At 58.0% G+C, this 19,296-nt stretch carries 16 protein-coding genes; 15 read left to right on the top strand and 1 reads right to left on the bottom strand.

Annotation, left to right across the window (positions count from 1 at the left end; genetic code table 11):
- Position 1 precedes the first annotated feature (1 nt).
- From JHL21_RS00535 to JHL21_RS00515, 5 genes are read left to right on the top strand one after another with little or no spacing between them, the layout of a single operon-like run.
- Complete coding sequence (locus tag JHL21_RS00535; RefSeq protein ID WP_199530347.1) at positions 2 to 835, top strand: ABC transporter permease; 834 nt, start codon at positions 2 to 4, stop codon at positions 833 to 835.
- A complete protein-coding gene (locus tag JHL21_RS00530) occupies positions 832 to 2,589 on the top strand; it encodes a M28 family peptidase (RefSeq protein WP_200211250.1) in 1,758 nt (585 codons plus the stop codon). Before JHL21_RS00535 ends, JHL21_RS00530 begins: the two co-directional genes overlap by 4 nt.
- Positions 2,590 to 2,597: 8 nt before the next feature.
- On the top strand, positions 2,598 to 3,389 hold the full coding sequence (locus JHL21_RS00525) for an SDR family NAD(P)-dependent oxidoreductase (RefSeq protein ID WP_182395781.1): 792 nt from the start codon (positions 2,598 to 2,600) through the stop codon (positions 3,387 to 3,389).
- Positions 3,390 to 4,394 (top strand): ketopantoate reductase family protein, encoded by a 1,005-nt coding sequence (locus JHL21_RS00520; protein ID WP_200211249.1) that lies wholly within the window; start codon positions 3,390 to 3,392, stop codon positions 4,392 to 4,394. It begins immediately after the preceding gene.
- A gap of 8 nt (positions 4,395 to 4,402) precedes the next feature.
- Complete coding sequence (locus JHL21_RS00515; protein WP_200211248.1) at positions 4,403 to 5,236, top strand: sulfite exporter TauE/SafE family protein; 834 nt, start codon at positions 4,403 to 4,405, stop codon at positions 5,234 to 5,236.
- A 71-nt stretch (positions 5,237 to 5,307) separates the two neighbouring features.
- Here the strand turns inward: JHL21_RS00515 and JHL21_RS00510 are convergent, their stop codons facing one another.
- A complete protein-coding gene (locus JHL21_RS00510; protein WP_200211247.1) occupies positions 5,308 to 6,366 on the bottom strand; it encodes an ABC transporter ATP-binding protein in 1,059 nt (352 codons plus the stop codon).
- Positions 6,367 to 6,738: 372 nt separating this feature from the next.
- Between JHL21_RS00510 and JHL21_RS00505 the strand changes: the two genes are divergently transcribed.
- The 10 genes from JHL21_RS00505 (at position 6,739) to JHL21_RS00460 (ending at position 19,293) form a co-directional block, all read left to right on the top strand.
- On the top strand, positions 6,739 to 8,133 hold the full coding sequence (locus tag JHL21_RS00505; protein ID WP_200211246.1) for an ABC transporter substrate-binding protein: 1,395 nt from the start codon (positions 6,739 to 6,741) through the stop codon (positions 8,131 to 8,133).
- Positions 8,134 to 8,254: 121 nt separating this feature from the next.
- The gene (locus JHL21_RS00500) at positions 8,255 to 10,216 is read left to right on the top strand and encodes an ABC transporter permease subunit (RefSeq protein WP_200211245.1); all 1,962 of its coding nucleotides are present in this window, start codon (positions 8,255 to 8,257) and stop codon (positions 10,214 to 10,216) included.
- Complete coding sequence (locus JHL21_RS00495) at positions 10,213 to 11,001, top strand: FadR/GntR family transcriptional regulator (protein ID WP_169193808.1); 789 nt, start codon at positions 10,213 to 10,215, stop codon at positions 10,999 to 11,001. Before JHL21_RS00500 ends, JHL21_RS00495 begins: the two co-directional genes overlap by 4 nt.
- Positions 11,002 to 11,049: 48 nt before the next feature.
- On the top strand, positions 11,050 to 12,207 hold the full coding sequence (locus tag JHL21_RS00490; RefSeq protein WP_200211244.1) for a mandelate racemase/muconate lactonizing enzyme family protein: 1,158 nt from the start codon (positions 11,050 to 11,052) through the stop codon (positions 12,205 to 12,207).
- A gap of 36 nt (positions 12,208 to 12,243) precedes the next feature.
- Positions 12,244 to 12,978, top strand: coding sequence for a ribonuclease activity regulator RraA (locus JHL21_RS00485; protein WP_200211242.1), 735 nt, complete (start codon positions 12,244 to 12,246; stop codon positions 12,976 to 12,978).
- A gap of 445 nt (positions 12,979 to 13,423) precedes the next feature.
- A complete protein-coding gene (locus JHL21_RS00480; protein WP_199530338.1) occupies positions 13,424 to 14,440 on the top strand; it encodes a LacI family DNA-binding transcriptional regulator in 1,017 nt (338 codons plus the stop codon).
- Between the two features lie 14 nt (positions 14,441 to 14,454).
- Entirely contained in the window at positions 14,455 to 16,068 is a 1,614-nt protein-coding gene (locus JHL21_RS00475) for an FAD-dependent oxidoreductase (protein WP_200211241.1), read from the top strand.
- A gap of 22 nt (positions 16,069 to 16,090) precedes the next feature.
- Positions 16,091 to 17,362 carry a sugar ABC transporter substrate-binding protein gene (locus JHL21_RS00470; RefSeq protein WP_200211239.1) on the top strand — a complete coding sequence of 424 codons (1,272 nt, stop codon included), beginning with the start codon at positions 16,091 to 16,093 and terminating at the stop codon, positions 17,360 to 17,362.
- Positions 17,363 to 17,543: 181 nt separating this feature from the next.
- Positions 17,544 to 18,461, top strand: a complete 918-nt coding sequence (locus JHL21_RS00465; RefSeq protein WP_199530335.1) for a carbohydrate ABC transporter permease — start codon at positions 17,544 to 17,546, stop codon at positions 18,459 to 18,461.
- Positions 18,451 to 19,293 (top strand): carbohydrate ABC transporter permease, encoded by an 843-nt coding sequence (locus tag JHL21_RS00460; protein ID WP_200211237.1) that lies wholly within the window; start codon positions 18,451 to 18,453, stop codon positions 19,291 to 19,293. Before JHL21_RS00465 ends, JHL21_RS00460 begins: the two co-directional genes overlap by 11 nt.
- The last annotated feature ends 3 nt before the right edge of the window (positions 19,294 to 19,296 follow it).

The following is a 19,296-nucleotide window of genomic DNA, read 5'->3' as shown; positions in this document are numbered from 1 at the left end:
GATGTCTGATAAAACTATGCCCCATTATCGCTATCTGCTGCTGGGCCTGTTCGCGGTGATGGGCGTGTTCTACGTGCTCGCACCGCTGGCTATTGTGATCCTCAACTCGTTTTCGAGCGTGGCGCACAACGTCTTCCCGCCTGAGGGCTATTCGACCCGCTGGTATGAAAACCTGTTCGCACAGGACACGTTCTATCTCGCTGCAGGTCGCAGTGTGATGCTCGCGCTGTTGGCGACTGCGATTGCGATGGTCATCGGCACCATGGCGTCCTACGCCATCGTCCGCTACCAGCCCAAGCTCGCGAACCTGATCCGTGCCTTCCTGCTCTCGCCGATCGTTCTGCCGAACATCGTGCTGGGCGTGGCGGCGTTCATGTTCGTTGTTCGCATCGGCATGTTTGGCAATTACGCCAGCCTGCTGTTCGTGCACGTGGTTGTGGTTCTGCCCTTCATCGTGACCGTCATCACGGCCTCGCTCGCCAATTTCGATTGGTCGCTGCAGGAAGCGGCAATGGATTTGGGCGCCAAGCCAGTCCGCGCTTTCACCAAGGTGGTGATGCCGCAGATTTCGGTGAGCATGGTGGTCTCGGCGCTGTTCGCCTTCATGACCTCGTTCGACCAGGTTGAAACCACCCTGTTCCTCGTTCGCGCTGGCGCCAACACCTTGCCGATCGAAATGTTCCTCTACCTGCAGAAATGGCAGGACCCAACCATTGCTGCGCTGTCCAGTCTCTTGATTTTGTTCGCGATTATCATCGTCGCGATCCTGAGCCTGATCATGCGCAATAAAACTATTCCGCTTGCGTCGCTGCAGGCGAAGGAGGCATCAGAATGAAGGCGATCGTCCCCCAAGATCTGCTCAATTCCATCAACGGCCCATTGATGTGGGAACACCTCGTTGAATTCTCGAAGTGGCGGAAAGAATCCGGCATCGACGAAGAGCTCAAGAGCTTGGCCTATATCCAAGCGCAGATGAACTCTTACGGTTTTAAGACCGATCTCATCCTGCACGACGCCTATATCAGCCTTCCTCAAAAGGCGCGCATCGTCACTCCAGACGGTGAACACCGTTGCATCACCCACTCCTTCTCGCAGTCCTCCCCTGCTGAAGGGATTACGGCGGGTCTCGTCGATGTGGGTTCGGGCTCTGCGGCTGAATTCGCTGGCAAGGACGTTCGCGGCAAGATCGTCATCGTTGATGGCGTTGCAGGCGCTGTCGTTTCACAGCGCGCCACTGAAGCTGGCGCACTTGGCCAGCTCCATGTCAGCCCACACGAGCACACGCACGAAATGTGCATCTCGCCGGTTTGGGGCAGCCCGACCGAGCAAACTGTCGGCAATCTGCCACAGACCGTTGTGGTCAGCACGCCGCTCGAAAACGGCACGGCGATCCGGGCAAAGCTCGTTGAAAACCCAGGCTATCAGGTCACATTGCACGCCGACGTCGATACCCGCTGGCGCAAGACCCCCATTCTGGTGGCCGACCTGCCAAGCGCGACGGGAGATGACGAAGAGCCATTTGTCTTCTTCACCGGCCACCACGACACTTGGTACTATGGCGTGATGGACAATGGCGGCGCCAATGCCACCATGATGGAAGTTGGTCGTGTTGCCGCTGAGCGCCGCGATCTGTGGCAACGTGGCCTGCGCATCGTCTTCTGGTCCGGTCACTCGCAGGGTCGCTACTCCGGCTCGACCTGGTACGCTGAAGAGCATTGGGAAGAGTTGGAAAAGCGCGCGCTTGTGCACGTCAACGTCGACTCGACTGGCGGCAAGGGCAACATCATCGTGACCGACACGACCGCTGCGGCAGAACTGCGCGCATTGGCCGTTGAATCGATCTGGGACCAGGCTCAGCAAGAGTTTTCCAATCGCCGCATGGCGCGCGCTGGCGACCAGTCTTTCTGGGGCATTGGCGTCTCGGCCATTTACGGCAATATGAGCGAACAGCCAGCTGGCGCGGATGCGAATGCATCGGCAGCGGTTTTCGGCGGCGGCAACCGCAAGGGCGCAGGCACTGGCTGGTGGTGGCACACACCCGATGATTTGCTCGACAAGATGGACGAAGAGATTTTGGTGCGCGACACCAAGATTTACTTCCACACGGTCTGGCGCCTCCTCGCCGACAAGGTTCTGCCGCTCGATTGGGCTGAACACGGTCGTTATCTCTCTGAAGAACTGAACGCTATTCAGGCGGGCATTGTCGGCAAGTTCGACATGTCGGTGCTGATAGAGCGCGCTAACCGCCTGACCGAAATCGCGACGGCATTCAATGCACGCCTTGCCAACCTCTCGGACGCGGCTGGATACGCCAGTGCAAACGCGGCGTTGATTGGTGTTTCGCGCCAATTGGTCATCCTCGACTACAGCGAGGCGGACCGCTTTGAGCAGGATGCCGCGATCATGACGCCCATCTATCCGTCGCTCCGTCCGCTTCGCGACATGGCGCAGGTTGAGGCCGGTACCGACGCCTTCAAGTTCCTCACCGTTGGCGCATCGCGTGCCCGCAATCGCGTGGCGTGGGGCCTGAAACAGGCCATCGAAATTCTCGAACAGGCTTCGGCCGAACTCGACAGCAAGCAGAACTGATCTCAAAAATGCTTCTTGAAAACAAAATCGCGCTGGTCACCGGCGCTGCAGGTCGCTTGGGCCGTGCGATCACCGAAGTTTACCTTCGTGAAGGCGCAATTGTGGTTATGGCCGACCTCGATGGTGGTCGCGTGAAAGCCGTTGCCGCAGAAATCGCTGAAACCTACCCAGGCAAAGTGTTCGCCGTTCAGGGCGACCAGTCGCAGTTTGACGAAGTTCAGCGCATGGTGGCGGAAGCAGAAGCTTTCGCCGGCCTGCCAGACCTCTTGGCCAATGCGCATGGTATTTTCCCAAACTGCTCCATGCTCGATGTGACCGTTGAAGAATGGGACAGCGTGTTCAACGTCAACACGCGCGGCACTATGCTCACCTGTCAGGCGCTGTCCCGCAAGTGGATCGACGCTGGCGTCAAGGGTTCCATCATCAACATCTCCTCGGGCGCGGCGCGCTCAGGTCGTGCCGGTGGTGCGCATTACAGTGGCTCCAAGGCTGCGGTTGAACTGCTCACCCACATCTTCGCTATCGAACTGGGCCAATATGGCATCCGCGTCAATGCGGTTGCTCCGGGCCTGATCCTCGACAATATCGTCACCGAAACCGACGATAGCCTGCACCCATATGTCAACCTCACCCTCGAAGGCACACCAATCGGCCGGACCGGCGCGGCAATCGACGTTGCGGAGGCGGCAGCTTTCCTGACCTCGGACCGCTCGTCCTGGACCACAGGTGCGATCCTCGAAGTCACCGGGGGCACGCACACCGGCCGCACCCACATGCCCTTCTCGCGTCAGTTGCGCTAAATGGGTCAGTCTATTCTCGTTGTCGGCGCTGGTGCTATCGGCGCCATCGCTGGCGTGCATCTGATCGAACAAGGTCACACTGTTGATCTCGTTGACGCGAACGCGGCCCATGTGGCGGCCGTGCGTGCCAATGGGCTGCGTCTGAGCGGCGTGCGCGACGTCACTGTGCCCGCAAACATCATGCTGCCGGAGGACGTCTCTGGCAGCTACGACATCATCCTGCTGGCCGTTAAGGCTCCGCACACGGCAAGCACGCTCGACATGGTCAAGCGCGTTCTCGCCGCCGACGGCTGCGTTGTCTCGCTGCAGAACGGGCTCGAAGAATACCGCATCGCCGACGCAGTTGGCGCGGACCGCACTATCGGCGGGTACCTGACCTTTGGCGGCTTCTTTGTCGAACCGGGTCACATCAAGAACGGTGGCAGCGGCAGCTTCAAGATTGGCGAAGTTGACGGCCAGATTACTGACCGGATCAAGGAGCTGGGCGAATTGCTCGCGCCGGTTCATAAGGTCGATATCACCGACAATATTTTTGGCTATCTCTGGGCCAAAATGGCACTTGGCGCGGTCTACTTCGGCACTGCGATCGCCGACATGGACGTCGTTGAAATCTACCAGCGTCCAAAGGCGCGCGCGGTTCTGGCCAAAATCTGCGCGGAAGTCACGGCCGTTGCAGACGCCAAGGGTATTCGCATCGAGAACAGCGATGGCTTTGACCCCAAGGCGTTCCGCGCTGGTGGCACCGAAGCCGAGATGCAGGCCTCCTGGGACGCACAGACGCGATATTGGAACTCTCACGACAACCGTCGCACTGGCGTGTGGCGCGATCTGGCGACTTTCAAGCGTCCGACGGAAGTTGATTTCCAAGTTCTGCCAGTTATCGAGATTGGCGAACAGCTTGGCGTCCCCACCCCTTGGCTGCGAGCGCTGCGCAATGCAGTGAAGGCAGTGGAAGCGGGTAACGCCGAACTCGGCATCGCCCTGCTCGAAGCTCTGGAAGGCTAAGCACCACTATGGAATTTTTCGCAGATTACGGGCTCTTTGTCGTCGCGATGATCTTTGCCGGGCTCATGGGCGGGCTCGTCGCCGGCCTTTTGGGCGTCGGTGGCGGCATCATCATTGTCCCAGTGCTTTACTTCGTTCTGGGCGGCCTCGGGATCGATGAGGGCCTGCGCATGAAGATTGCGGTGGCGACCTCGCTCACCACGATCATTTTCACCTCGCTTTCATCCGCACGCTCTCACTACAAAAAGGGTGCCGTGGACTTCGACCTCATCAAGTCTTGGTCCCTGCCGATTGTGATTGGCGTGATTGGTGGAGCGATCTTCTCCGCCTATGTTTCGGGCATTGTTCTCACGGCGATCTTCGCCATTGTGGCGCTACTCGTGGCGATCAATATGACGCTCCGCGCCAACAGCCCGGCCGTCGCAACCGACTTCCCGCATCCGGCTCTCAAAGCCGCATTCGGCACCGTCGTCGGCCTGATATCGTCGCTGATGGGCATTGGTGGCGGCACGTTGAGCGTTCCGATCCTCACAACCTTCGGCTACGACATTCGCAAAGCTGTGGGCACGGCATCCGCTCTGGGCTTCGTCATCGCCATCCCCGGCACCATTGGTTACATCATCACCGGTTTTGGCGCTGAAGGCCTGCCAGCAGGATCTATCGGCTATCTGAACCTGATCGCACTGGTGGCTTTGATCCCGCTCACCATGCTGGTGGCTCCATATGGTGCAAAGCTGGCGCACAGCATTCCACGCAAGACGCTGTCCTATTCTTTTGCAGCCTTTCTGACCCTCACAGCCCTGCGCATGGGCTGGGACGTGATCCAGAATATCTGGCTGTAAACCAGTCATCCCGGCTCTGCCCCATTGAGCCGGGATACCTTCTTCGCGCAGAGGAGCGAACGCTGGCTTTTCTAGCGTTCAAAACGGCGTCCGTCTTCCGCCGCAAACAGATGCGCCAGCTCACGCTGAAAACTGATACCGATGGACTGGCCGGGTTGCGCCTCGATGCGCTCGCGGAACACCCCGACAATATCCTTGCCACCGAGGCGCAGCGTCACCTGCGTTTCCGATCCAGTCGGCTCAATGAGCACCACTTCTGCCTGAACCCCTTGGGCATCGAGGGTAAAATGCTCGGGTCGAACACCGAGGCTGATCAGTCCATTTCCGACGCCACTCGGCAAGGCACCGAGATCAACTCTGTTGCCGTCCGGGAAGATGAAGCTGGTGCCATCCAGCGCCCCCGAAATTATGTTCATGGCTGGTGAGCCGATGAAGCTAGCGACGAACAAGTTTGCCGGACGATCATAGAGCTCGAGTGGCGTGCCGATCTGCTCGATATTGCCCGAATGCATGACCACAATCCGATTGGCCATGGTCATGGCTTCGATCTGATCGTGGGTCACATAAATCGTCGTGGTCTTGAGGCGCTGATGGTTCAGCTTGATCTCACTGCGCATCTGGACGCGCAGCTTTGCATCGAGATTGCTTAAAGGCTCGTCGAATAGAAAAACCTTGGGGTTTCGGACAATCGCCCGGCCCATCGCAACGCGCTGGCGCTGCCCACCTGACAAGTGCCGCGGATAGCGCTCGAGATAATCTTGGAGCCCTAAAATCTGCGCGGCATTGAGCACGCGACGGCGGATTTCATCTTTGGGGACACGGCCCAGTTTCAGCGAGAACGCCATGTTCTCCTCGACCGTCATATGTGGGTAAAGCGCGTAAGACTGAAACACCATGGCGATGTCACGATCTTTGGGCTCCAGATCGTTGACCAGCTGTCCGCCGATCTCAATGTCGCCGCCAGTGATGTCTTCCAGCCCGGCAATCATGCGCAGCAGTGTCGACTTTCCGCACCCTGACGGGCCGACGAGAATGACAAATTCGCCATCCTCAATATCGATGGAAACGCCGTGCAGCACCTCGACTGCGCCATAGGCCTTGCGAACATTGCGGATCGTTACGGCACCCATCTAGTCCTCCCAGAACGATGATTTGCGGTTTTGTCAGCCCAAGAACGGCAAATTGTTCTTTAAATAGAACTGACAAGTTGCTCAGGCCTGCCTCCTCAAACCGGCAAGAACAACATTGCTTATGCCAATTTGTTAAAGCGCGAACTTCCAAGCATCAAGTCTTTTGTGGGACAAATGTTGACTCAAACCCCATCCTGCGTCAGTCATAGTGCATATTCGAGCCTATTGATGGGACAAAAGCCTGCTTTTGGCGCGGATAGGTGAAGGCAAGGAGAGTCTTCACACGGGAGATTAAAGCGCATCGCAGTATTCATCGCCGCCTTTACTGGCTCAGCGAGCGCGCAGTCATGTCCAAAAGGAGGAATAGGACGAATGACTTTTAAGAAGATCAATCGCCGTGACGTGCTAAAAAATGGTGGTGCTGCAGGCCTAGGCCTATGGACAGCAAGCAATGGTATGCCGCTGCTGGCGCAGGAAGCTGAGCAAGCTCTGCCGGAAGGCGCAACAGGCAAGCTCACCGTTATTCACCGCACAGAATACTTCGAAGCGGCCCAAAACCTTTTCCGCGACACCGTGACAAAATTTGCCACCACCAACGGTGCCCAACTCGACATTTCAACCACGAATCCGGAATCTTTCGGCGACTTCTTAGGCAAAATGTCGGCCGCCGTGCGTGCTGGAAACCCACCAGATCTGGCTTACACCAGCACGATCTCTGTGCCTCAAATGCAGCTCTTGGGGCTGCTCGAAGACGTTACAGACGTGGTGGAAGAAGCCACAAAACGCTACGGCAATGTTATGCCGGGGATCAACGCTGAGCAGAACGGCAAGGTCGACGGCCGCTGGGCTGCGGTCCCGTTCATCGCCAACTCAACCGGCACCTTCTTCCGCAACGACAAATTGCTCGAAAAGGGCATTGATTGGCGCACGCTGGACACGTGGGGCAAGCGCCGCGACGCGGCTCTGGCCATCTCCGATCCGGCTAATGGCTTTTATGGTTGGGGCCTGACGGTCAACCAGTCCGGCGACGGCTGGGGCGTTGCCTCGGCAATTCTGAATGCCTTCAACGGCCACTTCACCGACGCCACCGGCACTAAGGTTGAATTCGACAATCCGAACACCGTGGCTGCGTTCGAGTTCGTCCGCGAAACCTATGATCGCAACGGCAAATATGCGGCCATGTTGCCGCCGGGCGTTGAAAGTTGGGGCGATATTTCCAACAACGAAGCCTATTTGGCGGGCAGTGTTGGCTATACCGCAAACGCCTTCTCGCTCTATGCGGCTGCCAAGCGCGACAACAATCCGGTGTTCCCCAACACGGTGCTTCTCCGTCAGCCCAATGGCAACGATGGCGGCAGCCGTGACGGCGGCGCAGTGGGCGGGTGGCTCACCATCTTCAAGGGTGCGCCCAACGTCGATCTGGCCAAGCAACTTGCACTGGACCTGCTAGACCCGGCCAATTTCACGCAAATGTCTTCCGTCGCGGGCGGCCTCTTCATGCCAGCCTATGAAAACCTTTGGACACCAGAACTCATTGCCTCTGACCCGAACTTTGAGATCATCAAGAGCCAGGTCAGCGTCAAGGATCCATACATCGGCGCATCTTGGCCAGCCCAACCTGCCGCACAGATCGACGCGATCCGTGCTCAGGGCGTGCTCGAACAAGCCATGAGCAATGTCATCTCCGGCCGAATGACCTCGCAAGAAGCCGTGACTGACGGCCACAACAAGATCGTCCAGATCTTCGAAGAAGGCGGCATCCTTTAAGCCAGCACAAGCGATCAGTGGCGGTCCTATCGGGTCGCCACTGTCTCCCTTTCTTCCCGGAGCGGCGAGGCCCTGCCACCCAGGGTCTCGTTGCGCCATAGCGATCTGATGGAGCGCCTTTATGGACGACCGTATGAGCCTGACCACACAATTGCCCCGGCCGAAGCTGACCAGCAAGAAGCAGCTCGAAGGGCTCTTGGGACGTGACTGGAAGGTCGGTTACGCCTTCATCCTTCCACTCGTCATCATCATGGCCTTGCTCATATTCTGGCCATTTGTCAGCGCCATCTTCATCAGCACCACTTCGCTTAACTTTCTCACCGGTGAGACAACTCAGGTCGGCCTGCGCAATTACCAGCGCCTGTGGAGCAGCAGCGATTTTCTGCAAGCGATGCAGAACACCATCCAGTTCACTTTCTGGTCGCTCAGCCTGAAATTCGTCATCGGCATGACCGTGGCGCTTATCCTCAATAGCCGCCTGCCCTTCCGCGCACTGCTCAGCGGCATCATGCTGCTGCCGTGGATTGTTCCAGAGATCGTCACCGCGCTTGCCTGGAAAAGCATTTATGATCCGATGTTCGGCGGGCTTAATCCGATCCTGCAAGGGGTCGGCGTAATCGACCGGCCACTGGGTTGGCTGTCGGACCCGACCATGGCCATGGGCAGCATTATTTCGGTCAATGTGTGGAAGGGCATACCCTTCTTTGTTCTGCTGCTTTTGGCGGGGCTGAAGGCGGTCGATCGCGAGCAGATTGAGGCCGCGCAGGTCGATGGTGCCAATGCTGTCCAAAGGTTTCGTAGCGTCACCCTGCCCAGCCTTCGCTATGTCATCGTCGTAACGCTGCTCTTGTCCTTTATCTCGACCTTCAATCAGTTTGGCCTGCCCTTCCTGATGACCCAGGGGGGACCGGGCGGCGCGACCAAGCTCTATTCGATCCTTGCCTATGAGAAGGCTTTGGGCTCGCTTCAATACGGCCCCGGCATCGCCATAGCCTTTAGCGTTGCGCCCTTGATGGCGATCCTGATTTGGCTCTTGGCGCGGTTCATGCGCCACGACGATAAGCGCGATGGCGCCTCGGCAAAGCGCAGCGGCACCGGTCACAGTGTCATGAAAATTGCAGCGCGGGTGTTCACCGGCTTCATCGATCTGATCTTCCTGCCGATCAATCTGGCTTTTGCGGGTATCGAATGGATCATCCGTAGGGTGCGCGTGGCGACGGGCCGCTCACCCGTGCAGCCGATTTTCCGGAAGTCGGCGCGCTCCAATGCGGGGCCTATAGCGCGGGTGATCGTCCTCCTGCCGCTCCTCGCCTTTGTGCTCTTTCCCTTTTACTGGATCATCACCACCTCGCTCAAATCCACGGCTCAAATCAGCGAGCGTCGGTCGATCTTCTGGCCAGAGCCAGCGACCTTGGAGCAATATCGCTCACTCGTCGGCGACACGCCTTTCCTGACCTGGCTGCTGAACTCGGTCTTCGTTGCCGCTGTCAGCACGGTGATTTCGGTCGCGCTAGCGTCCCTTGCCGCCTACGCCCTCTCACGGCTGCGGTTCCGCGGCGCAGGGCTTCTGACGACGCTGCTGCTGATCACCTACCTCTTGCCCGGTACGCTCCTCTTCATCCCGCTGTATCAAACACTCACCACCATTGGCGTGATCAATTCCCACATCGCTCTCATCATTACTTACCCGACCTTCCTTTTGCCCTTCGCGACTTGGGTATTAATGGGTTACTTTCGGTCCATCCCGGTCGAACTGGAAGAAGCGGCCCGTATTGATGGTGCAAGTCGTCTCTATATCTTCTGGCGCATTACGCTTCCTCTGGCAGCTCCGGCGATCCTTTCCGTCACCTTGTTTGCGTTCACCAACGCTTGGAACGAGTTTCTCTTTGCCTTTGTCTTCATCACCAGTGAATCTCTGCGCACGCTTCCCATCGGCCTGCAGTCGCTTGTGGTGGGCGATATTCTCCCTTGGGGTAAGCTGATGGCAGCATCCTTATTGACCGCTGTGCCGGTCGCAATTCTTTACGTCTATGCGCAACGCTTCCTGTCCGAAGGCCTCACCGTCGGGGCTGTTAAAGGATGAGCGACGCTACAACACGGTCGTCTGATGGGCAGTCGCTCAACGACACTATTGTTCGCAACTCAATCCCGTCCGCTGTGGACGCGATGGTTCAGAACATCAGAGGGCTGATCACAGACGGCAGGCTGACCGTGGGCGATAGCCTGCCCACGGAGCGCGAGCTGTGCGAACGCTTTCAAGCCAGCCGCAATACGGTGCGCGAGGCCATGCGCATCATGAAGGCCTATGGCATGGTGTCCGTTCGCCCCAAGATCGGGGCGATCATCATCGATGACCGCATGGAACGTGCACTGGACCTGTTTTCGTTCAACACGCTCGATATTTCGCGTCAGACATTCTCTGACGTGCAGGGCCTACGGCAATTGATCGAAATCAGCTCGGTCGACATCATCTTTGACCGGATTACCGCCACCGATATTGTCGAGTTGCGCGACATTAATGGCAAGCTACGTGATGCTGCCACGATTGTTCAGGCGTCGGAGATGGACTTTCAGTTTCACCTCCGTCTGGTCGCCATTCTCAACAATCGGGCCGTTCTCGACGTCTATCGCATCATGAAGCCGGTGATGCTGCGGATTATGGAGCGCGCCAAGGAACTCCGCGATTTCACCGGCGTCACTTTTGAACAGCACGACAGCGTCATTGACGGCCTCGCCCTGCGCGATCGCATCCATTTTCAGTATGCCCTGCAATCGCATTTGCAGATGGGCAAGAAAGCGTTCAACGACCGCGAAGAAGCGGAGAACACGCTGTCTGCCAACAGTCGCAAGGGCACATCCACACCATAACAAGACGAGAAGAGGCCGAGGGAGCCCACCTTCGGCAGAGGGGGAACAATGAAAATCACGTCGGTCAAAACAGCGGCCACCACCGGCCACTGCATGCACCTATGGGTGAAAATTGAAACGGACGCCGGTATTACCGGTATGGGCGAATGCGTTCATGGCGGGCATCAGGCCATCGCCATTATCCAGCATGAACTCACCGAAATGCTGATTGGGCGCGATCCCTTTGCCATCGACGCTCTGTTCGAAGAACTGCGTCGCCGCCGCGTTTTCGAGGGCGGGTTCGCAGGCGCCCTCATCACCGCCCTGACGGGCATTGAAATCGCGCTGTGGGATCTCAAAGGCAAAGCGCTCAACGTCCCAATTTATGAACTACTGGGAGGCAAGTTCCGCGACGACATCCGCCTTTACTGCGATTGCGAAGTCTCCCCGGGCATGAACATGGCCGAAGTGCAGGCCGTGGTCGATGAAGTGCTCGAAGCAGGATTTTCTGCCCTCAAGGTTGATCTCGACATACGCGCCTATGGGCACACGGGCAGCGAAACCGGCTGGTACCAGAAAGACGCCTTCAACATGACTCCCAATAAGTGGGAGCACGAGCGCATGGTCGAGCTCGCCCAAATGGTCGTTGCTGCAGCGGGCCCATCGGTAGATGTAGCGTGTGATCTGCACACGCGCCTCGACAAGCACAGCGTCATTCGCCTCGCCCGCGATCTCGAACCGCTCAAGCTCATGTGGCTTGAAGAACCAGTGCCGCCCGAAAATATCGACGTCATGGCCGAAATCACGCGCAGCACCTCAACGCCGATCTGCGCTGGCGAAAATCTCTATCTCCGGCATGGCTTCCGCAAGCTCCTCGAACAGCAAGCGGTCGACATCATCATGCCCGATATTCCCAAATGCGGCGGGCTCTCGGAGTGTCGCAAAATCGCGGAAATGGCGGACCTCTATTCCATCCCCTTCGCGCCCCACAATGTTTCGTCGCCGATCGGCACGATGGCCTCAGCCCATGTGTGCGCGACCGTGCCGAACTTCCTCGTGCTCGAATATCACTGGTTCCACCGTGATTACTGGTCGACCATCACCGACGGTGGCGAGATCATCAAGAACGGCAAAATCACCCTCTCAGACCGCCCCGGTATTGGGCTTGAGCTCAATGAAGAGGTCGCACGCGCGCATCAATATCCCGGCACGACTTGGTTCGCCTGATATTTCGCAAAACGGATTGCATAGGAGGGATTTGACATGATCGAGATTGCAAAAATCACCCGGCCACCACGCCCCATTATTGAGGCATTACGTAGCCTTGGCACGGCAACAATTGCAGGAACGCTGGGACACATGGGTTTCCGCAATCCGCATATGACCGGCATTCTACCGCAGACCAAGGGCAAGGTAATCTGCGGACCGGCTCTGACACTGCAGTGTCTGCCGCAGCGCCCCGACCTCTACAATCATGGCGAGTATGCGGACCCGGAGACGCAATTGCATCGCCATGTTCTGTATCAGGTTGAAGAAGGCGACGTGGTCGTTGTCGACGCCCGCGGCGACATGCGCTCAGGCATTTTCGGCGATATGATGTCCACCTATTTCAAAGGTCGTGGCGGCGCCGGTATCGTGATCGATGGCGTGATGCGCGACAGGCCCAATGTCGAAAAGCTGGACTTGTCGCTATGGTTAAAGGGCTGGTCGCCCAATTTCCACGTCCAAACAGATATTTACCCCAATGCGGTCAATGTCACTATCGCCTGTGGCGGAGTTACCGTCGTGCCCGGCGACATCATCGTTGCTGATGATGACGGCGTGGTCGTAGTCCCCATTTCAATGGCTCAAGCTGTGATCGACGACGGCCAGAAGCACGCCGAATGGGAAGAATTCTCACGCATGAAGCTGATGGCGGGCGAGTCTCTGCAGCGCTACTACCCGCTGCATCCCGACGCTGAGGAAGAATACCAAGCCTGGCGCAAGCTAAACAGTTAGGCAGCTCGGGCTGTGGTGCAAGACGGTCGTACCCTATTCACCGGCATCCATAACGCTTGCTGCTTGGCCCAGCTAAACTCCTAGAAATTAGCAATCATTTTGTCCTGCTCGATACGTCGAGCAGGGGTCTTTTCTGCCTGCTTAAACGACACACCAAAGCCTCTTCGTGACGGCATTATTTGGCCCGGCGCCAAGGCCGTTTCATCGGTCCTGCCCCGTTCGTCCAGACCTCGATCACCGCGAAAACGACACACTTCTGCACACAGTTTTGCGGCTGGTCGATTAACTCACCGCACATCGCCAACCGTTTGGTTGAGCTTATCAATTCACATTCGAGAGCCTGTACTACGGGCTACGAACACCCCTAATCTTGGTATCCCAGTGTCACGCCCCTATTGCTAATGCGTATAAGCGCTGATACGTATCAGCACATTGGAGAACTCGTATGGCAGCCCACAAGAGACTCACGCAAAAGGATATTGCTCAGCTCGCTGGCGTCAGCCAGGCGACTGTCTCTCTCGTTTTGAATGGTTCGCCTTCTGATGCGCGTCGCATTCCTGATGATACGCGTGAGCGCGTTCTCAAAGTCATTCGCGATACCGGCTATGTGGCAGATCCTGTCGCACGGCGCATGGTCAATGGGCTCAATCGCATTCTGGGTGTGTTCACCTACGAACCCGCCTTCCCGTCCGATCAGGCCGACTTCTTTCTCCCCTTCTTGCTGGGCATTGAAGATGCCGCGCAGGAGCTGGGTTATGACCTGCTGCTGCTAACCGGCGCCGGAAAGAACCGCAAAATTTTTGGCGACAATGTCCGCCTACGCTTAGCCGATGGCTGCATTGTTCTCGGACGCCAATTTGATCGCGATGAACTGGCGCGCCTCGTCGGGGGCGACTTCCCCTTCGTGGCTGTTGGTCGACGCGATGATGCCGGTGGACCTGTGCCCTATGTCGGGAGTGATTATGCGGAAGCCACGGCGGAACTCGTGGCGCGCACCAAGCGCATGGGCCACCAAAAACTTGGGTTTATCGGCTTCAAAGAAGGCGCTGAATCGAGTGCCGACCGCTGGACAGGTTTCCAGCAGGAAATGGCTGGGGCGGAACTCGCCTTTACCCATCACCATGTCGGCTCAGACGCCAATGCCCTGCTTGATGGCCTGCTTGCCGCTGGCGTGACCTGTGTGTTCTGCACCGAACTGGTCGACGCCATTGGGTTGGAAGCGGCGGCCCGTGCGCGTGGCGTGTTGGTGCCCAACGCGCTCTCTATCGTGGTGCTCGGCAACCACATTCGGACCGAAGAGCCGGGCCGAAAATTCACCTCTTTCGCCATCCCCCGTGAAGCCATGGGGCGCGGCGCTACTCAGATGTTGGTGCGCCGCTTGGAGCAGAACGAAGACGTTCAGCAACAGCTTCTCACTTGCCAAATGCTTGAGGGTGACACCCTCGGCCCCGTTTCTCGCTAACTCGACCGGAAATTATGACCAAAGAGCTTCACGCAGATATTCTTATTGTTGGCGGCGGCCTCGGCGGTGTTGCAGCAGCGCTCGGCGCTCTGCGCGCGGGCCGCTCTGTTATCATGACAGAGGAATACGACTGGATTGGTGGTCAGCTGACCAGTCAGGCCGTTCCGCCCGACGAGCACTCCTGGGTTGAACAGTTCGGGATTACCCGTTCCTATCGCAAACTGCGCTCGGGCATCCGCCAGTACTATCGCGACCACTACCCGCTGACCGAAGCCAGCCGCGCTTGGGATGACCTTAACCCCGGTGCGGGATATGTCAGCCGCCTGTGCGCAGAGCCACGCGTTGGCCTTGCCGTTCTCGAAAGCATGCTCGCGCCCTATATCGGCGGCGGCAAGCTGACCATTTTGAAGCCTTACTTGCCGATTTCGGCTGAAGTTATCGGCGACGAAGTAAAGTCGGTAACCCTGCGCCATCGCGACAGCGGCCGTGTCATCACCTGCTCGGCTCCGTATTTTGTGGACGCCACCGAGCTGGGCGATCTGCTGCCACTGACCGGCACTGAATATGCTTCGGGCTTTGAAGCGCAGTCCGACACTGGCGAACCAAGCGCACCTGCTGAAGCGCAGCCAGACAATGTTCAGGCCGTCTCGGTTTGCTTTGCCATGGACCATGTCGACGGCAATCACGTCATCGATAAGCCAGACAATTACGACTACTGGCGCACCTACGAGCCGCACTTCTGGGGCGGGCCTATGCTGGGCTTTACCGCGCCGCATCCGCGTACGCTCGAGCAGACCACGCGTACATTCACCCCGAATGTGGATGACAATCCGCTGCTAGTGGATGCCGATCAGCGCCGCAATGCTGGCGATGGCAACCTCTGGACCTTCCGCCGTATTGCAGCGCGTCGCAACTTCGTACCGGGCGCTTACAATTCCGACATCTGCCTCGTGAACTGGCCGATGATCGACTACCTCGATGGCAATATCATCGATAAGTCGGAAGACGAAAAAGCGCGCATGCTCAAGGAAGCAGCCGATCTTTCCTATTCGGTCTTCTATTGGCTGCAGACCGAAGCGCCGCGCACCGATGGTGGCTATGGCTTCCCGGGCCTGCGCCTGCGCGGTGACATCACCGGCACCGAACATGGCTTGGCCATGGCCCCATACATTCGCGAGAGCCGCCGCATTCTGCCGGTGACCCGTATCGTCGAGCAGGATGTTTCCATGCTCGTCCACGGCAATAATCTCTCGAAAAACTATCGTGATAGCGTCGGTATCGGCATGTACCGCATCGACCTTCACCCCTCTACCGGCGGCGATAACTATGTGGACGTTGAATCCGCACCGTTCGAAATCCCGCTCGGCTCTCTGCTGCCACGTCGCGTGAAGAACCTCCTCGCGGGTGGCAAGAACATGGGCACCACGCACATCACCAACGGCTGCTATCGCTTGCATCCGGTGGAATGGAACGTGGGTGAAGTGGCGGGCATGCTTGCCGCTCATTGCCTCAATAATGGCCTCACCCCGCACCAGGTGCAGGCCGACGACGGAAAACTCCAGGACTTCCAAGCTCAGCTGTATCGCGAGGGGATCGAGATCCGCTGGCCGGACGTCCGTGGGTACTAAGAAACTTTCAAGGGAGAGAATTATGAACCGTATTGCTCAGCTCAAGGCCACTGCGGCCCTCGCCGGCATCATGCTGCCGCTCGCATTCAGCGGCGTCGCATGGGCTCAGGACGCAGTGAACCTGCGCATGACCACATGGAGCGCGAACGAAGCGCACATGGCGCTGTTCAACGAAATCGCGGCAGCTTACACCGCTGAAAATCCAGGCGTGACCGTAACCTTCGAACCTCTACCGTTCGACAACTACACCACGACCTTGACCACACAGATTGCGGGCGGCAACGCACCGGATCTGGCTTGGATCTTCGAAACCAGCGCGCAGGACTTTGTTGCCTCTGGCGCACTGGCTCCGCTCACCGATCGCTTCAACGCCATCGAAGGCTACAATCTGGCCGACGTGACCGAAAGCGCTCGCGGCCTTTGGCAGCGCGACGGGCAGCTCTATGCTTACCCGTTCTCGACCTCGCCATTCGCCATGTTCGTCAACACCGACTTGATCACCGCAGCTGGCGCTAAAACTCCAGCCGAATTGATCGCTGCCGGCGAATGGACTTGGGACAATGCCATGGCATCGGCCAAGGCTGTTGCTGACGCAGGTAAGGATGGCATCATCATCCGCGACTTCAACTATCAGAACTGGCAGAACCTGACTGCCTTCTTCCGTGGTTGGGGCGCTGATGCATGGTCTGCAGACGGCAAGACTTGCGGCTTCAACACGCCAGAAATGGTCGAAGCCATGACGGCCTTCCACACCGGCATCTTCAAGGATGGCTCCTTCCCAGGCCCAGGTGAGAACGTAGACTTCTTCACCGGCGACGCTGCAATGACCGTCACGCAGATCTCGCGTGCTTCGCTGCTGCCAAAGGAAGACGCCTTCGGTTGGGACCTCGTTCCGCTTCCAGCTGGTAAGGTTGGCACCTATTCGGTTGTCGGTCAGGCCGGTGTTGGTGCCCTCGCTTCGGGCAAGAATGTCGACGCTGCTGTCGACTTCCTCGCGTTCTGGACCAACGAAGCCAACAGCGCCAAGCTGGCGCAGTTCTTCCCACCAGCGCGTGCGGCTCTCCTGAACACCGAAACCTTCACCGCGACCAATCCGCTGCTCTCGGCTGAACAGATCGAAACCGTTGTGATCAACGGCATCTCCACCGGCAATGTTGTGGCTGGCCACACCAACTATGCTCAGATTCAGCAGACCATCCGCGCGTCGCTTGACGCTCTCTGGGTTGCAGAAGCTGACGTTGGCGCAGTTCTCGACAACGTCTGCTCGAGCGTTAGCCCACTGTTGATGCGCTAAGCGCCACTTGAGCTTCGGCTCCTTCTTCCCTCCCTCTCGCAGGGAGGGAAGCTGAACAGGACTTGGCGCACCAAGTCCGTCGTGAACCAGGGTGGGGGTATGCCCCCGCACACACTGTGCCCGTGGCTAACCCCCACCCTTGATCCCTCCCCGCAAGCGGGAGGGAGACGCAGGAACCTTAATGTCTCAGCCAGTACAAGCGCCGCATAAGCCGCCCTTCTGGACCATCGCTCGTCGCGATGCGGCCGCCGGCTATCTCTTCATCGCACCGCAGCTTGTGGGTACGATCGTCTTCGTTCTCATCCCACTTGCGCTGGTGTTCTATTATTCGCTGCACGAGTGGAACGTGCTGGCGAACACCTTCACCTTTGTGGGTGACGCCAACTATCAGATGCTGCTGCGCGACCCAAACCTCCCCCCGGTTTTGTGGGCGTCGGCCGTCTTTAGCTTGGGCCTCGTCGTTCTCAATATGAGCCTTGCGCTGCTCTTGGCCATTTTGATGGATCAAAAGCTCAAAGGCATTGTCGTTTTCCGCACGCTGTTCTTCTCGCCAGTTGTGGTTTCTCTCGTCGCATGGACGATCGTCTGGAGCTTCTTGCTGCAGGTGAACGGCGGCATCAACGGCCTGCTTGCCATGATTGGCATCGAGGGTCCGAACTGGCTGCGCCACCCCAACACGGCCATGATCTCGGTCGTCGTCGTTCAGGTTTTCAAGAACGTTGGGCTCAATATGATCCTGTTCCTCGCGGCCCTACAGGGTGTGCCGAAGGAGCTCTATGAGGCCGCACGCGTCGATGGCGCAGGCAAGTTCAAGCAATTCCGCCGCATCACCTTGCCGATGATCTCGCCAACCATGCTGCTCACGTCGATCATCACGATTGTCGGTTCGCTGCAGGTCTTTGCGCAGATCGCAATCCTGACCAAGGGCGGGCCGGGCGTATCGACCACGGTGCTGGTCTATTACCTCTACCAGCAGGCGTTCCAGTTCAATTTCTTCGGCTACGGCTCCACTCTCTCAATCCTGCTCTTTGTCATCGTGGCGGTCCTCACCGTCGTTCAGTGGCAGATGCGCAAGCGGATCGTGTTCTATGAAAACTGATCTTTCTCCCCGCATGAAGGTGGCGCTCTACGGCTTGCTCTGCGTGCTGCTGGTGCCGTTCGTATTCCCGACCTGGTGGATGATCACCTCATCGGTCAAACCGATCAGCGACATCTTCGCTTTCCCGCCTGATATCTGGCCCCGTCGCTTTGACTGGACCACTTATCAGAAGGTGTTTGAGCTCCAGCCTTTCGCTCGCCAGTATTGGAACTCGGCCTATATTGCTGCCATCGTCACGGCAGGCACCATGGTCATCTCCTCCATGGCTGGCTATGCCTTCGCTCGGATCAAGTTTCCCTTCTCAAACGCGATCTTCATGATCGTGCTGCTGGGTCTGCTGATCCCGTCCGAAGTGACCATTGTTCCGCTGTTCCAGCTGTTTCTGGGATGGGGCATGATCAACACCCATTGGCCCCTCATCCTCGTGCCGATTTTTGGTGCGCCATCGGTCTTCGCGACCTTCGTGATGCGCCAGTTCTTCATCTCGCTGCCCGGCGAACTTGAAGAAGCCGCACGCGTCGATGGCTTGGGTCGCTTCAAAATCTTCTGGAAGATCGCCCTGCCCCTGGCCAAGCCAGCGCTCGGCGCGGTCGCCATCTTCACCTTCCTCCACTCGTGGAACCTCTACCTCGAGCCCATTGTCTTCATTTCCTCGACGCACATGTTCACCCTGCCCCAGGCGCTGACCCAGTTCACGGACGCCTATGGTGGAGCCATGTGGAACATTCAGCTCGCTGCCGCGACCATGACCGCTATTCCGGTGCTCATCGTCTTCATCGTGGCGCAAAAGCAATTTGTCGAAGGTCTTGCCCATACCGGTCTGAAAGGCTGATCC

It is taken from the genome of Devosia sp. WQ 349K1 (assembly GCF_016595685.1).
Lineage (GTDB): Bacteria > Pseudomonadota > Alphaproteobacteria > Rhizobiales > Devosiaceae > Devosia.
The sequence above is the reverse complement of the archived record's forward strand: the minus strand, read 5'-3'. Positions and strand labels throughout refer to the sequence as shown.